We start from the raw sequence: 16,491 nt of genomic DNA on the forward strand, positions 1-16,491 counted from the left end.
GAGCGGCATCCTTTTGCGGGAACCCGAAACTTCTATTCTCCTTTGAAAGCTCTTCCGCAAAAGATACAGCGGACAGCACGGCCCGAAGGGAAACGCCATAATTATTCTTTGTACTCTATAATTCATTTATATATTATATTGTCATTGCTTTGTTTGATGACATAATTCTGTTAAATTAAAGTCAATTTAAGGTTTTAAATTTAGCTGTATTAGCCTTTTTAAATGTGAATCCCTATTTTTGTTTTAAATATTATAATTTAAGTATGAAAAAAACTATTGTATTGTTGACATTATTTGTTATCGCAAATATGAATGCTCAACAGCGCCCTAAGTTGGTTGTCGGTATTGTTGTTGATCAAATGAAAATGGAATATTTGTATCGGTTTTCAGATGATTTTACTCAAAATGGCTTTAAGAGGTTAATGAATGAAGGATTTACTTTCCAAAATATGCATTATAATTATATGCCAACTTATACTGCTCCAGGTCATGCTTCAATCTATACTGGTACTACGCCAGCTACACACGGAATTGTTGGTAATGAATGGTTTAGTAGGACTTTAGGTAAAGAGACATACTGTACAGATGATGCCAGTGTAAAAACTGTTGGTGATGGAACTGCGGAAGAAGGGGCAATGTCTCCAAAAAATCTTCAAAGCACTACTATTACTGACGAAGTAAGAATGGCTACTAATTTTCAAGGGAAAGTTATTGGAATGAGTCTTAAGGACCGTGGAGCAATTTTACCAGCCGGACATTTTGCAAACTGGGCTTTTTGGTACAGTAAAACAGGTTCTTTTATTTCAAGTACTTTTTATGGTGAAAAATTACCAGAATGGGTAACAGAATTTAATAATGAAAAGAATTATTTAAAATATATTAACAAAGGTTGGGATTTATACAAACCTGCTTCTGTTTATAATGAAAGTCTTCCTGATGATAATCCGTATGAAGGCAAATTATATGGAAGTGCCGCACCAGTTTTTCCGTATGATTTGAAAACAATGTATGAGAAAAATGATGCAGGAGTTTTAAGAGCTACTCCATTTGGGAATGATCTTTTAGCTGAATTTGCTAAAAAGGCTATCGAAAAAGAAAATCTTGGTAAAGATGATATTACTGACTTTCTAACTGTAAGTTTTTCTTCAACTGATTATGTTGGGCATTTATTAGGGCCACGTTCAATGGAACTTCAGGATACTTACTTAAGATTAGATCAAACTATTGCTGATTTTCTTGCTTATTTGGATAAAACAGTTGGAAAAGGAAATTATCTATTATTCTTGACAGCAGATCATGCTGGAGCTGAGAACGTAATTTATTTGAAAGATCGTAAATATAATGTAGATAATTATCCTTCTAAAGATGTTCGCAAAAGTCTTCAGGATTTTTCAGTTAAGACTTTTGGAGTTGATTTGCTTTTGAATTATTCTAACTTCAATATTTTCTTCAATAAGCAAATTATTAAAGATAAAGGTTTGGAATTGGTAAAAGTTAAACAAGCTTTTAAAGAGTTTTTAATTGGACAGCCACAAGTTAAAAAGGTATATACAGAAGAAGAGATTTTAGCAAACGGTGGAAATGATTATTACTTAAACTTTGTTGCTAAAGGTTACGATGTAACACAGGATGGCGATATGATTGTAATTGATAAGCCGGGTTATATTGAATATTCTACAACAGGTACATCTCATGGAACACCTTACAGTTATGATACTCATGTTCCTGCTATATTTTTTGGTTGGCACATTAAAAAAGGAGAGTCCTACGATAAAAAAGCTATCACAGAAATTGCTCCGACAATATCTCAAAAAATAAAAGTTACTTTCCCTAATGGAACTGAAGCAAAAGTTATGCAGGAAGTTTTAGATGAGAAAAAAGAAGCTTCGACTACAAAAAAGTAATTTGGGATAAATACAAAAATAAAAGCCAGTCATTTGACTGGCTTTTATTTTACTAAAAAAGGCTTTTCAATAAAGAAAAGCCTTTTCAGTAGTGTTTAGTAAGCACTTATTATAATGTTAGCCTATGCGTTTGCTAACACTAATTCTTCATTATAAGGAAGATTCCAAGCTTCAGCAACTCCTTTGTAAAGGATTTTTCCATTCGCTACGTTCAATCCTTTTCTTAACTCTTCGTTTTCAGCACATGCTTTTTCCCATCCTTTATTTGCTAATTGTACAGCATATGGTAAAGTTGCATTAGTTAAAGCTAAAGTTGAAGTGTAAGGAACAGCTCCTGGCATATTAGCTACACAATAGTGAACAATATCATCAATAATAAAAGTTGGGTTTTCGTGAGTTGTAGGAGTACAAGTTTCGATACATCCACCTTGGTCAACAGCAACGTCTACAACAACAGCCCCTGGACGCATTAATTTAAGCATGTCGCGAGTAATTAAGTGTGGCGCTTTTGCTCCTGGAATTAAAACAGCACCAACAACTAAATCAGCATCTTTAATGGCTCTTGTAATGTTATAGTGGTTAGACATTTCTGTATTTACGTTTGCAGGCATAATATCGTCTAATTGGCGTAAACGTGGCAAACTTAAGTCCATAATAGTAACTTGAGCCCCTAAACCAGCAGCCATTTTTGCAGCTTGAGTTCCTACGATTCCTCCACCTAAAACTAATACTTTTGCTGGTGGAACACCTGGAACACCACCTAAAAGAATTCCTCTTCCTTTTAATGGTTTTTCAAGATATTTTGCTCCTTGCTGAATAGCCATACGACCTGCAACTTCAGACATTGGAACTAATAATGGTAAACTTCTATCTGTTTTTTCTACAGTTTCGTAAGCTAAACAAACTGCACCTTTTTCAAGCATTGCATGAGTTAATTCTTCAGAAGATGCAAAGTGGAAATAAGTGAATAATAATTGATCTTTTTTGATCAATGGGTATTCAGAAGCAATTGGTTCTTTTACTTTAATGATCATTTCTGCAATAGCGTAAACTTCTTCAATAGTTCCTAAAACTACTGCGCCTGCATTCGTATATTCTTCATCAGCAAATCCACTTCCTAAACCTGCAGTTGATTGTACGTAAACAACATGTCCGTGTTTTTTCATTTCAGAAACACCAGCTGGAGTTAATGCTACACGATTCTCATTATTTTTGATTTCTTTTGGAACACCTATTATCATATTGTTATATTTTTTTGTTTTTCTTGAATTTGTTTTACAAAGTTACTAGTAGAGAATATATTATTGATAAATGCTTTATAAATAAGAAAATATTATTTTATTTTATATTTTTACAGAAATATTTTCTGTTTGAGAGGTTTTTAACTTCAAAAAAGAGAAAAAATGACTAAATTCTAATAATTAAAGAAAACGTTTTCGTTATGATTTTAGATGATATTGACAAAAAAATCTTACGTATTTTACAGGAAAATGCACACTATACACTAAAAGACATTGCAAATAAAATAAATCTGTCTCTTACGCCAGTTCATGATAGGGTTAAACGTCTTGAAAAAGAGGGGGTTATAGAGAAGTATGTTTCAATTTTAAATAAGAAAAAATTAGGAAACAATCTTACGGTTTATTGCCAAGTTACTTTAACAAAACAAACTTATGATACTTCTGAAGGTTTTAATCAAGCTATTTTAGAAATGCCTGAAGTTGTAGAATGCAATTATGTTTCTGGAAATTTTGATTATATGTTGAAGATCATCATTCCTGACATGGAAAGCTATCATCATTTTCATCAAAAAAAGTTATCTGTTTTGCCAGAAGTTTCGCTAATCAATACTGTTTTTGTAATTTCTGAAGTAAAAAGTACAACGGTTCTTCCTATTTGAAAAGAAACAAAAAAGCCACCAAGAAAACTTGATGGCTTTTAGAAATAGTTGGTTTTGGTTTTATTTAATGGTTGGTTTTTTATTAATAGTATGTAAAGCGTCTTACTTTTGCGATGTATTTTGCAAGACGAATTACTTGATGACTGTAGCCATATTCGTTATCGTACCAAATATAAAGTACAATGTTTTTTCCATCTTTTGAGACAATTGTAGCATTGCTGTCATAAATTGAAGGCGCAGAGGTACCTACAATGTCTGATGATACTAATTCATTATTCAGAGAGTATTTTATTTGCTCAACAAGTTCTCCTTCAAGAGCATATTTTTTCATGATTTTGTTAATTCCTGCAATTGATGTTGCTTTTTTAACTTCTAAATTTAAAACTACAAGAGATCCATTAGGAACAGGAACACGAATAGCATTGGAAGTTAATTTTCCTTCTAAAGATGGCAATGCTTTTGCTACAGCACTTCCTGCGCCAGTTTCAGTAATCACCATATTTAGAGCAGCGGCTCTTCCGCGACGGTATTTCCTGTGCATATTGTCAACCAAATTTTGGTCATTGGTATAAGCATGAATAGTCTCTAAATGCCCTTTTGCAACTCCCAGTGTATCCTCAATCGCTTTCAAAACTGGCGTGATTGCATTAGTAGTACAAGATGCCGCAGAAAAAATATCAATTTCGTCTGGATTAAAATCATTATGGTTTACACCATGAACAATATTTGGAATGCCCTTTCCGGGAGCAGTTAACAAAACTTTGCTTGTTCCTTTTGAGGTTAAATGTCTTTTTAAAGCTTCTTCTGTGGTGAAAACACCTGTATTGTCAATAACTAACGCGTCGTTGATTCCGTATTGGGTATAATCTATTTCTTCAGGAGAATTTGCTGTGATGACATGAACTGTAGTTCCGTTGATGATTAAAGCGTTATTTTTCGGATCGGCAGTTACAGATCCTTGAAAATCTCCGTGAATTGAATCATAACGTAATAGAGAAGCTCGTTTCTCTAGACTTGAGATATCATTCTTGTCACGTGTAACAATTGCTCTCAAACGTAATTGATTTCCTTTTCCGGTTTTAGACATTAATTCTCTAGCTAATAAACGTCCAATTCTGCCAAAACCATACAAAACAACATCTTTTGGCTGAATTTCTTCTGAAGATTTAGCTTTCTTTAATTTATCCATTACAAAATATCTTGCGTCTGGATATTTTTCATCTTCTAAACGATATTCGTAAGTTAGTTTTCCTAAATCTATTTTTGCAGGAGGCAAATCTAATGACAAAACAACTTTTGCAATTTCAACCGAATCAAAAATGGTTATTGGTTTTCCAACAAATTCACCAGCATATTGATGTAGGTTGATTATATCGCTGACATTTTTGTCCAATAATTGGTTTTTAAATAAAACCATTTCGATGGATTTGTCATACCATAAATCACTTATAACTTTGATTAATTCGACACCAGCTCTTCTTCGGTCGACTTGTAATGATACCTCTTTTTGGTACAAGGATTTTTTGCTCATAATTGACTAAATTGAAAAAATAAAATGCTCACTATTTTAAAATTTTGCGCAAAAGTATCTATTTCAATCGATTTCGTAAACTATTTTAGCATTTATTTTTGAAATAAAAAAAGCCATCTTAAATTTAAGATGGCTTTGAAATTTTGAAAGTTTAGCTTTTTTTAAATGATAATTCTAAAGATTTCTCCGTTTCTGTTTATCATTTCAATTCGAATACTTTGGCCTTCGTCTTTTTTGCTTAAAAGTTTAGAAACTGTCTCCACGTTTGTTGCTTTTACATTATCAATACTTAGAATAATATTTCCTTGCAACTCATTTTGATACTGCATTAAATTTTCATTTGTGATGTTTTTAATTTTAACGCCATAGTCTATTCTGAATTTTTTCTTATCAACAGCATCAATATTTTCTAATTCGATACCTTTAAATTCTGCGCTATAAAATTCATTTTTGCTTAAAGTTACAGGAACTGTTTTCGTTTTTCCGTCTTTAATATAAGTAACTTTTACAACGTCATTTGGTCTTTTTGTATTGATATATCCCGAAAGATCTGCATAAGTCGAAATATTTTGATCGTCAAGTTTTACGATAATATCGCCTTTAGTTAAGCCAGCTTTTTCGGCTCCAGAATTTTTAGAAACTCGGTTAATATAAAATCCTTGCGTTTCTGTTACTCCTAATTCTTTTGAAGCAGTTGCATTTAATTCGCCTCCTTCAACTCCAAGAATACCTCTTTGAACATTTCCATACTCCATTATATCTTCAATAATTTTTCTGGCAATGTTTGATGGAACTGCAAAAGAATATCCAACATAAGAACCAGTCATCGAAGAAATCATGGTGTTAATTCCGATCAATTCTCCTCTTGCATTTACTAACGCCCCACCACTATTACCAGGGTTTACAGCTGCATCAGTTTGAATGAAAGATTGGATGCCACTTTGGTCTAAATTTCTGGCTTTCGCCGAAACAATTCCTGCAGTTACAGTTGAAGTCAAGTTATAAGGATTTCCAACTGCCAAGACCCACTCGCCGACTTTTACATTGTCAGAATTTGCAAAAGCAGTGTAAGGAAGTTTTTCATCAGCATTGATTTTCAAAAGGGCAATATCCATTTTTGAATCTGTACCGATTAATTTTGCTTTATATGATTTTTTATTATTTAAAGTAATTTCAATTTCTGTAGCGTCTTTAATTACGTGATTGTTTGTAACAATATATCCGTCTTCAGAAATAATTACCCCAGAACCAGTTCCTACTTGTTCTTGTTGCTGTTGTCCGCCGTAACCATAGAAAAACTCAAGCATTGGATTGTTGACAGTTCTTCTAGAAACATTTTTTACGTGAACAACGGTATGAATAGTTTTGTCTGCGGCTTCGGTAAAATCTAGTGTTTCAGCACCTAGGCCAACATTTTTTCCATAAGTGTTAGGGGCAAGAGTTACAACAGAATTTCCTTTCCCAAAAAAAGAATTGTTGCTTTCAAATAATAACTTGTAAGCACCAAGGGTAGTAGCGCCGCTTAGCAGAGAAACTAAAAATAAGGTTGAAAATTTTTTCATATTACAATTTATTTTATAAGTTATTTAGATGTATGTTTTAACATTTGTAACGTAAAATTATACCAAAAAATTATTTGGTAAAATGGTTTAACGCTCTTTAACAATGATTAACATTTCATTAATTAATCTTCGCAGTTTCTTCGTACTTTTGTATTTCTAACAACTAAAAAATGCAAATAGAATTTTATAAATATCAAGGTACAGGGAACGATTTTGTAATGATTGACAATCGTTCGAATTTTTTTCCAAAAGAAGACATTCAATTAATTGAACGTTTGTGTGACAGACGTTTTGGTATTGGTGCAGACGGCCTTATTTTATTAGAAAATGATTCTGAAACTGATTTCAGAATGGTTTATTACAACTCAGACGGAAATGAAAGTTCAATGTGCGGAAATGGCGGGCGTTGTCTTGTAGCTTTTGCAAACCAGCTTGGAGTTATAGAAGACAAAACAACTTTTATCGCTACTGATGGATTGCATCATGCTTCTGTAAATAAGGATTCGATTGTTTCATTGCAAATGATTGATGTCGATGAAATTCAGAAACACGATTCGCATACTTTTTTAAATACGGGTTCTCCACATCATGTTCAAATTGTAGAAAATTTAGAGCAATACAATGTAAAAGAAAATGGAGCAGCGATTCGTTATGGTGCTTTGTACGGAGAAAAAGGAAGCAATATCAATTTCGTTAAAAAAATCGACGAAGATACTTTTTCGCTTCGTACCTATGAAAGAGGTGTTGAAGATGAAACTCTTGCATGTGGAACGGGCGCAACAGCAGTTGCAATCGCAATGAATGCAATTGGGCAAACGGATAAAACGTCAATTAATCTAAATGTTGAAGGAGGAAAGCTAGTTGTTTCATTTGATAAATTAGGAGAACATTTTTCAAATGTTTTCTTGACAGGACCAGCAAAATTTGTTTTTAAAGGAACTATCGAAATCTAAAATCTGCAATCTAAATTCTAAAATTATTTATGATAACACTCAAAGGCGAAAATATTTACTTGCGTGCATTAGAACCAAACGATTTGGAGTTTGTGCATGAAATGGAAAATGATCAAAGCATTTGGGAAGTTAGCAATACAAATACGCCTTATAGCCGTTATTTGATTAGGCAATATCTCGAAAACGCTCAACAAGATATTTATGAAGCAAAGCAATTGCGTTTGGCAATTTGTCAAGACGAGGATTTTCCGGCAATTGGATTGATCGATTTGTTTGAATTTGATCCAAAGAATAATAGAGCCGGAATTGGAATTGTGATTCAGAAAAAAGAAAATAGAGGACAAAATATTGGTTCTGAGGCATTAGAACTTTTAATTAAATATGCTTTTTTTAATTTAAATCTGCATCAGCTTTATGCAAATATTAATGTAGGAAATGTAGCTAGTATAGCTCTTTTTACTAAATTTGGTTTTGAGAAAATAGGAATTAAAAAAGATTGGATTTTGCTGAATAACCACTATCAAGACGAAGCAATTTTTCAATTAATTAACAAACAAATTTAAATTTTAAACTTTGAGCTTAAAAAAAATAATCACCATAACTGCCGTTGCAATAATCTCAGTATTATTAATTTACGGATTCATATTAATCAGCAGAATTTTTAGTTCTAATACTAAATTTGAAGAAAAAGAACTTTATGTTTATGTCCCAAGTGGAGCAAACTACACCGACGTTAAAAAAATACTAGAACCTTATATCAAGAATTTCGATAATTTTGAATTAGTTGCTAGCAAAAGAAGCTATCCAGAAAATGTGAAATCAGGTCGTTTCTTGCTAAAAAATGGTATGAATAATATTGATTTGGTTCGTGCGATGCGTTCGAATGTTCCAGTTAAATTAGCTTTTAATAATCAAGAGCGCTTAGAAAATTTTGCTGGAAGAGTGGGTTCAGAAATCGAAGCAGACAGTTTATCTTTATTAAAAGCGATTAAAGATTCTACTTTCATGGCGCAGAATGGTTTCAATGAAGACAATGTATTTGCCATGTTTATTCCGAATACTTATGAAATTTATTGGAATACTTCAGCGGAAAAATTCCGTGATAAAATGATCAAGGAATACCATAAATTTTGGACTGCGGAAAGAATCGCGAAAGCTAAAAAACAAGGCCTTACTCCAGTTCAAGCTACTATTTTGGCATCAATTGTACATAAAGAGTCTGTGAAGAAAGATGAGAGACCACGTATTGCAGGAGTTTATTTAAACCGTTTGCGTTTAGATATGCCACTTCAGGCAGACCCAACTGTAATTTATGCTTTGAAATTAAGAGATAATAATTTTGACCAAGTAATCAAGAGAGTTTTTTATAACGATTTGGTTATGAGGTCTCCATATAATACTTATGTAAATACAGGACTTCCTCCGGGGCCAATTGCAATGCCTGATATTACAGCTCTTGACGCAGTTTTAAATCCTGAGAAAAACGATTATATTTATTTCTGTGCAAGCGTTGATCGTTTTGGTTATCACGAATTTGCTTCTACTTTAGCAGAACATAATATAAATGCTAAAAAGTACTCTGACTGGATCGCAAGTCAAGGTGTAACAAGATAAAAAATCATTACACAAAAATCAATCAAGACCGATGCAAAAATGCATCGGTTTTTTTATGTTTATTTCTTAAAAGCGTAAAAAAAATGACCTTCAATAATGGTGTTTTTTCGTACAAATAAGCTTTTTTTTCAGAAGTTTTTTGATCTTTGAAAGTAGTTTTGCATTTAAAAAAAGCTTAAAAAACTCTTGTTTGTAGCTTTTATCTTGTAAATTTTATGTTGGTTTTAGAAAGCAAAATTAAATTTAAGCTACTAAATTGTAAAATATCATAAGTTTTATCTTATGAAATTAACGAATTTGATAAAAAATTGATAAAAATGAGGTTTTTTGGATTTTTATTTTGACTGTATTTTCGAGTTTTTTAGTTTTTGCAAAACCTTCCGAAAACTGCATTATCAAAGGGGTTTCGAAAGATTTTAAAATTTGCTAAAACTCGTAAAGTGTTGATTTACTGAGTTTTTTTGTATTGCTTATCTTTGCATCGTAGAAATTTCAAAAAGGTGACAGCGTTTTGAAGAAAAACATTTTATGATAAAGAAGTGGTATTTTTATGCGAGTTTAGTCGTTATTATTACATTTTTAAGTTTGGGTTTTAAACCCTTCAAAGTAAAAACCGAGCCTTGGTTTTTAACGGAAAAAACAGATGGAACTGAATACATGTTTCCATCACAAGAAAAGGATGATTATCCTAATACCAATGTCCCATACACAGGAAATCATTTAATAGGTTTTAAAGAAGCAGTTGCTTTCAAAGAATCTCAAGGAAAATACCGATTGGTAAATTCACTTGGTTATATGGGAAAATACCAATTTGGTTCTGAAGCCCTAAGAGCTATCGGTATAAAAAACAACAAAGCCTTTTTAAAGGATCCTGCACTACAAGAAAAAGCTTTCATTGCATTATTATCCAAAAACAAATGGATTTTGCGTTACGAAATTGCAAAGTACGAAGGAAAAGTAATTAATGGTATTGAAATTACCGAATCCGGAATTTTAGCAGCCGCGCATCTTGGGGGTGCTGGTTCAGTAAAAAACTTTTTTAAGAATAAAGGGAATAGGCATTTTAGAGATGCTTATGGAACTTCGTTAAAAAGTTATATGAAGGATTTCGGCGGTTATGATCTCTCTTATATTGTGGCAGACAGTAATGCAACAATACATAAGATCTAATAAAAGCATATAAAAAATCCCGAATTCAATTTCGGGATTTTTTTATGATTTTTAGTCAATTAAGATTTCTAAGATCTGAATTGCCGCTTCGCTAATTTTGGTTCCTGGACCAAAAATGGCAACAGCACCAGCATCAAACAAATACTGATAGTCCTGCACCGGAATCACGCCGCCTACAATTACCATTATATCTTCGCGTCCATGTTTTTTCAATTCTTCAATTACTTGTGGCACTAAAGTTTTATGTCCGGCTGCCAATGATGAAACTCCTAAAATATGTACATCATTTTCAACGGCTTGTTTCGCAGCTTCGGCAGGAGTTTGAAAAAGTGGACCTATATCAACATCAAAACCAACATCGGCATAGCCTGTTGCAACTACTTTTGCGCCTCGGTCATGTCCGTCTTGCCCCATTTTGGCAATCATTATTCTTGGGCGTCTTCCTTCTTGTTTGGCAAAAGCATCAGCTAATTGCTTTGCTTTTTCAAAATTCTCATCATTTTTTATTGCTGCACTATACACACCGCTAAAGGATTTAATTTGTGCTTTGAATCGGCCAAAAATACTTTCTAGAGCATCGCTAATTTCACCTAAAGTTGCTCTTTCACGAGCTGCTTCAACAGCAATTTCCAGTAAGTTTCCTTGTCCAGTTTTTGCACAATGAATTAATTTTTCCAGTGATTGATTTACTTTTTCAGTATTTCGTTTTGCTTTTATTTCAGTAAGACGCTCAATTTGCTGTTTACGTACCATTTGATTGTCAACATCCAAAATATGAAGCGGATCTTCTTTTTCTAATCTAAACTTGTTAACACCAACAATAATGTCTTGTCCGCTGTCTATTCGGGCTTGTTTTCTTGCTGCAGCTTCTTCAATTCGAAGTTTTGGAATTCCAGCTTCTATGGCTTTTGTCATTCCGCCTAATTCTTCAACTTCTTGAATAAGTTTCCAAGTGTTTTCCAAAATTTCATTCGTCAAACTTTCAACATAATAACTTCCTGCCCATGGATCGACGGTTTTGGTAATTTTAGTTTCTTCTTGTAGAAAGATTTGTGTATTACGAGCAATTCTAGCAGAAAAATCTGTTGGTAAGGCAATTGCTTCATCTAATGCATTTGTATGCAAAGATTGCGTTCCTCCAAAAGCAGCAGCAGTGGCTTCAATACAAGTTCTGGCAACATTATTAAACGGATCTTGTTCAGTCAGACTCCATCCGCTGGTTTGGCAATGAGTTCTAAGCGCCAATGATTTATCGCTTTTTGGATTGAATTGCTGTAATAATTTTGCCCAAATCATTCGGCCAGCTCTCATTTTGGCAATTTCCATAAAGTGATTCATTCCAATAGCCCAAAAGAAAGAAAGGCGAGGTGCAAAATCATCAATTGTCATTCCGGTTGATAATCCAGTTCTAATATATTCTAAACCGTCTGCAAGAGTATATGCTAATTCAATATCAGCAGTTGCGCCAGCTTCCTGCATATGATAACCTGAAATCGAAATCGAATTGAATTTTGGCATTTTTTTGCTCGTAAACTCAAAAATATCAGCAATAATTTTCATCGAAGGCGCTGGCGGATAAATGTAAGTATTACGAACCATAAATTCCTTCAAAATATCATTCTGAATCGTTCCTGATAATTTATTTAGAGAAACTCCTTGTTCTTCGGCTGCAACAATATAAAATGCCATGATAGGCAAAACGGCTCCGTTCATGGTCATCGAAACCGACATTTCATCTAACGGAATCTGATCGAATAATACTTTCATATCTTCAACAGAATCAATTGCAACACCAGCTTTTCCGACATCGCCAACTACACGTTCGTGATCAGAATCGTAACCGCGGTGTGTTGGTAAATCAAAAGCGATTGAAAGTCCTTTTTGACCTGCGGCAAGATTTCTTCGGTAAAAAGCATTACTTTCTTCTGCCGTTGAAAATCCTGCATATTGGCGAATGGTCCAAGGACGACGAACGTACATTGTAGCATATGGTCCGCGTAAATTTGGCGGAAAGCCAGCTCCGAAATCTAGAAACTCTAAATCTTCTATATCTTTTTCAGAATAGTTTTTTTTGAGTTCGATTCCTTCGGCAGTTATAAAATTATCAGTTAAGTTTTCTAGCTTTTGACTTTCGACTTTTGACTTTTGACTTTGAAGATTAATATGTTTAAGGTCTTTTCTTATCATAGACACTTTTTTCTTTTTAAATGTAATTACAATTGAAAATTATTCTAATTCCAATCTTTCTTGTTCTAGCTTTTCAGCTAATCTTTTTTCAATTATTGGTGTAATTAATGTTTTTCTCGGCTTGATTTTTACAAAAGGAAACAATTCTAAATCATGTTTCATCTTGTCTTCTTTGTTAGGATATTTATTTGTTCCAATCAAAACTTCTTTTTTTGAATCAAATAATTCTTGCTCTTTTGTTGCACTTTCCTGAATTTTCTTTTTGATCGTTCCGTCGTTCAAAAGTTTTAAGAAACCACCGTTTGCTTCGATATCTTTAAAAAGTGCCAAACTTTTTTCAGCCAATTGCATCGTTAAACTTTCAATGTAATAACTTCCATCTGTGGGATTGTCAACCTTGTCAAAATAACTTTCGTGTTTTAAAACTAAAAGCTGATTGCGTGCAATTCGATCACCAAATTCGTTGTCTTTATGATATATAGCATCATAAGGCAAATTTGCTACGGCATCCGCGCCACCTAAAATTGCCGACATACATTCGGTCGTTGTGCGAAGCATATTGACATTGTAATCGTAAATAGTTTTGTTGCGTTTGGTTGGTGTAACCAGAAAATGACAATCTAAATCAGGATTGTATTCTGATGCAATTAATTTGAAAAGCATTCGCAAAGCACGAAGTTTTGCAATTTCAAAAAAATAATTTGTGCCAACAGATAATTGAAAAACGATTGGTTTTGCTAAATCTGGAAAACGGTTTAGATATTCATTTGCGTGAGCAAGACTATAGGCAATTTGTTGTGTAATATTTGCTCCCGCATTTTGGTATAAACTAGAATCAATACTTAAAAGTGAAACAGTTGCTGTTTCTTTTGAAATTTTTTCTAGTGTTTCAAAATTATTTTTATCCGAAGTTGAAAACCAATTTCCTTCACGCGCTAATTGGCCAATCGGATCTAAATTACAGAAAAAAACTGCTTTTTTTTCGGTAGCAATTTTGTCTAATTTTTTAACGAAATCGATTGAGAGAAACGTTAAATTGAAGTAAATGATTTTGCTCTCTAAAGGAAGATTTTCCAATAAAGAAACAATATCGATATTTTCGTTTTGAATCGTAAAACGTAGACTTTCGGCACCTCTTTCTAGGGTGTTATTTGCTCGTTTGATTGATTTTTCAATGTCATGAACAAAAATATTTTGGCAGATTTTAAAATCAGAAGCATGAGTTTCAACAGTCGCCGATTTTGTAAATTCATCTATATGATAAAAAGGTTTCACCTGAATATCTTCGGGAGAATTCCAAATTACAGTTTGATTATAATCGGCGCCTTCTAATTCAAACTGAATTTTTTGTTTCCATTGTTTGGATGAAATCGGATTAAAATCTTCGAATAGGTTAGTGGCCATTAGGTATTTTTTCTGATTATTCTTTCTCTTGAATAGTGTCTCCTTCAAAGTGAATGATGTAAATATCTTCGCTGTCTTTTTTCATAAAGTATTTTTCGCGAGCATATTTTTCTATTTGTTCAGGATTTTTAAGCTGTTTGATCTGTTCTTGATCTTTTTTTATTTCGTCCTGATAGTATTTTTTATTATCCTGAAGCTCATTGATTTGCTCGTCAAGAAATCGATGGTCAAAATAAGAGTAATTATCTAAAAATAGCATCCAAACTATGAAAAACAACAAAACCCAAACATATTTGTTTCCAAGATATTTGAACCATTTTTTGTCCTTGTATGGATTCTTGAATTTCATATAAGATATTTTCTTTTGAATTGTATTGCTTTTTTAGAGCTGATTGAGAGCAATCCCGACTTTGGCCGGGATGCTTATAATTTTATGGTTTAAATTTACGATAAAAATTATGAAATTCGCTGATTAATTACTGCACGAACAACATCAATTGCTACCGTGTTGTATTTGTCATTTGGGATGATGATATCTGCAAAAGCTTTTGAAGGCTCTATAAATTGCTCATGCATAGGTTTTAAAGTCGTTTGATAACGGTTTAAAACTTCGTCAATATCGCGTCCTCGCTCTGAAATATCTCTTTTTAAACGACGAATTAATCTTTCGTCAGAATCTGCATGAACAAAGATTTTGATATCGAACATGTCACGAAGTTCAGGATTTGTTAAAATCAAAATTCCTTCAACAATCATTACTTTTCTCGGATGCGTTGAAACTGTATCGTCAGTTCTATTATGTTGAATAAAAGAATATACAGGTTGATCGATTGTTTCGCCAGCTTTTAAAGCTTTTAAATGTTTTACCAACAATTCGAAATCAATTGCACGTGGATGATCAAAATTGATTAATGCTCTTTCGTCAAATGATAAATTATCGGTTTGTTTGTAGTATGAATCCTGAGAAATTACGCCAACTTCTGTGTCTGGTAATTCGTTCATGATTTGGTGTACTACTGTTGTTTTTCCACTTCCTGTTCCTCCTGCAAGTCCAATAATGAGCATAAAATTTTTGTTTGATATTTGTTTGACAAAATTAATAATTTAACTGAATTGTTAAACATGTAATGTAATTTAACCATATAAGTAATGTAAGTAAATTTAAGTTGCAAAATATTTAAGCGGAACAATACTTAACTGAACTTATATCACTTATATGGTTAAATAACTACTAACTAATATGGTAAAAAAAATCCCGAAAGTAAACCTTCGGGATTTGTGCAATCAGTATAGTTTTAATAAAATATTCTGAATTTAGTAAGCACTTGTAATTATTTATTTTTTTTTGCTTTTATCATCATTTCAAGCTGATCCCAAAGTTCTTCGGGAATTGCTTCTAATAAATTGAATTGTCCAGCGCCTTTTAACCATTCGCCTCCGTCAATCGTAATAACGTCTCCGTTTACGTAAGCTGAAAAATCAGAAACTAAATAAGCGGCTAAATTTGCCAATTCTTGGTGATCTCCAACACGTTTCAAAGGCACTTTTTTTGCCATGTCAAACTTCTCTGAAAGATCGCCTGGCAATAATCTGTCCCAAGCTCCTTTTGTTGGGAACGGTCCCGGAGCAATTGCGTTAGAACGAATTCCGTATTTTGCCCATTCTACAGCAAGACTTCGTGTCATGGCCAAAACTCCAGCTTTTGCAGTTGCACTTGGTACCACATAAGCTGATCCTGTCCATGCATAAGTGGTCACGATATTTAGAATAGTTGCTGATGTTTGTTTGGTGTCAATCCAATGTTTCCCAAAAGCGAGTGTACAGTTTTTTGAGCCTTTTAATACGATATCTATAACAGTATCAAATGCATTTGCTGATAGTCTCTCTGTTGGAGAAATAAAATTTCCTGCTGCGTTGTTCAATAGAACATCCACTTTTCCGAAAACTTTTAAAGTTTCCTGAAGCATATTTTCTACTTCTTCATAATGGCGTACGTCACACTGTAGCGGTAAACATTTCCCGCCAGTTTCGCTTTCTAATTCTGAAGCAGTTGTTTTTAATTTTTCTAAATCTCTAGAAGTAATCGCTACCTGAGCGCCTAATTCTAAGAAATATTTTGTCATTGCCTTTCCTAAACCGCTTCCGCCCCCAGTAACTACAATGACTTTGCCTTTTAAGGCATCATCGCGCAACATTTTATCTGTATAGCTCATACTTTTCTTTTTTTACAATATTAATTAAAAAAATAGGATGCACGCATAATATT

The 16,491-nt window shown here is 33.1% G+C and carries 14 protein-coding genes; 6 read left to right on the plus strand and 8 right to left on the minus strand.

Translation table 11 applies throughout. The features are described from left to right. The first annotated feature begins 263 nt into the window (after positions 1-263). Entirely contained in the window at positions 264-1,904 is a 1,641-nt protein-coding gene (gene pafA / locus EYY60_RS12145) for an alkaline phosphatase PafA (RefSeq protein ID WP_132989598.1), read from the plus strand. 122 nt (positions 1,905-2,026) lie between these two features. Here the strand turns inward: pafA and ald are convergent, their stop codons facing one another. Next, positions 2,027-3,145: an alanine dehydrogenase gene (ald, locus tag EYY60_RS12150; RefSeq protein WP_035648040.1), complete on the minus strand. Its 1,119-nt coding sequence runs from the start codon at positions 3,143-3,145 to the stop codon at positions 2,027-2,029. Between the two features lie 200 nt (positions 3,146-3,345). Between ald and EYY60_RS12155 the strand changes: the two genes are divergently transcribed. Then, positions 3,346-3,804, plus strand: a complete 459-nt coding sequence (locus tag EYY60_RS12155) for an Lrp/AsnC family transcriptional regulator (protein ID WP_132989599.1) — start codon at positions 3,346-3,348, stop codon at positions 3,802-3,804. A gap of 82 nt (positions 3,805-3,886) precedes the next feature. On the opposite strand, the gene EYY60_RS12160 is transcribed toward EYY60_RS12155, so the two are convergent. Together EYY60_RS12160 and EYY60_RS12165 are read right to left on the minus strand one after the other, a co-directional pair. Further along, positions 3,887-5,335: a glyceraldehyde-3-phosphate dehydrogenase gene (locus tag EYY60_RS12160; protein WP_132989600.1), complete on the minus strand. Its 1,449-nt coding sequence runs from the start codon at positions 5,333-5,335 to the stop codon at positions 3,887-3,889. Between the two features lie 161 nt (positions 5,336-5,496). Continuing rightward, on the minus strand, positions 5,497-6,897 hold the full coding sequence (locus tag EYY60_RS12165) for a trypsin-like peptidase domain-containing protein (RefSeq protein ID WP_132989601.1): 1,401 nt from the start codon (positions 6,895-6,897) through the stop codon (positions 5,497-5,499). A 170-nt stretch (positions 6,898-7,067) separates the two neighbouring features. On the opposite strand from EYY60_RS12165, the gene dapF reads away from it, so the two are divergent. From dapF to EYY60_RS12185, 4 genes are all read left to right on the plus strand, one after another. After that, a complete protein-coding gene (dapF, locus tag EYY60_RS12170) occupies positions 7,068-7,850 on the plus strand; it encodes a diaminopimelate epimerase (RefSeq protein ID WP_132989602.1) in 783 nt (260 codons plus the stop codon). A gap of 29 nt (positions 7,851-7,879) precedes the next feature. Beyond that, on the plus strand, positions 7,880-8,413 hold the full coding sequence (locus EYY60_RS12175) for a GNAT family N-acetyltransferase (RefSeq protein ID WP_132989603.1): 534 nt from the start codon (positions 7,880-7,882) through the stop codon (positions 8,411-8,413). A 10-nt stretch (positions 8,414-8,423) separates the two neighbouring features. Next, positions 8,424-9,464, plus strand: a complete 1,041-nt coding sequence (mltG, locus tag EYY60_RS12180; protein WP_132989604.1) for an endolytic transglycosylase MltG — start codon at positions 8,424-8,426, stop codon at positions 9,462-9,464. Between the two features lie 528 nt (positions 9,465-9,992). Beyond that, positions 9,993-10,634, plus strand: a complete 642-nt coding sequence (locus tag EYY60_RS12185) for a peptidoglycan-binding protein LysM (RefSeq protein ID WP_132989605.1) — start codon at positions 9,993-9,995, stop codon at positions 10,632-10,634. Between the two features lie 51 nt (positions 10,635-10,685). Here the strand turns inward: EYY60_RS12185 and scpA are convergent, their stop codons facing one another. The 5 genes from scpA to EYY60_RS12210 form a co-directional block, all read right to left on the minus strand. Further along, positions 10,686-12,821: a methylmalonyl-CoA mutase gene (scpA, locus tag EYY60_RS12190; RefSeq protein ID WP_162847880.1), complete on the minus strand. Its 2,136-nt coding sequence runs from the start codon at positions 12,819-12,821 to the stop codon at positions 10,686-10,688. 39 nt (positions 12,822-12,860) lie between these two features. Beyond that, positions 12,861-14,225 (minus strand): methylmalonyl-CoA mutase subunit beta, encoded by a 1,365-nt coding sequence (locus EYY60_RS12195; RefSeq protein WP_132989606.1) that lies wholly within the window; start codon positions 14,223-14,225, stop codon positions 12,861-12,863. A 16-nt stretch (positions 14,226-14,241) separates the two neighbouring features. Continuing rightward, the gene (locus tag EYY60_RS12200; RefSeq protein WP_132989607.1) at positions 14,242-14,574 is read right to left on the minus strand and encodes an FtsB family cell division protein; all 333 of its coding nucleotides are present in this window, start codon (positions 14,572-14,574) and stop codon (positions 14,242-14,244) included. A gap of 107 nt (positions 14,575-14,681) precedes the next feature. Beyond that, positions 14,682-15,290: a uridine kinase gene (gene udk, locus EYY60_RS12205; protein ID WP_008467967.1), complete on the minus strand. Its 609-nt coding sequence runs from the start codon at positions 15,288-15,290 to the stop codon at positions 14,682-14,684. Between the two features lie 266 nt (positions 15,291-15,556). Beyond that, positions 15,557-16,438, minus strand: coding sequence for an SDR family oxidoreductase (locus EYY60_RS12210; RefSeq protein ID WP_026727944.1), 882 nt, complete (start codon positions 16,436-16,438; stop codon positions 15,557-15,559). Between the last annotated feature and the right edge of the window lie 53 nt (positions 16,439-16,491).

Source organism: Flavobacterium zhairuonense, from assembly GCF_004352915.1.
Classification (GTDB): domain Bacteria; phylum Bacteroidota; class Bacteroidia; order Flavobacteriales; family Flavobacteriaceae; genus Flavobacterium; species Flavobacterium zhairuonense.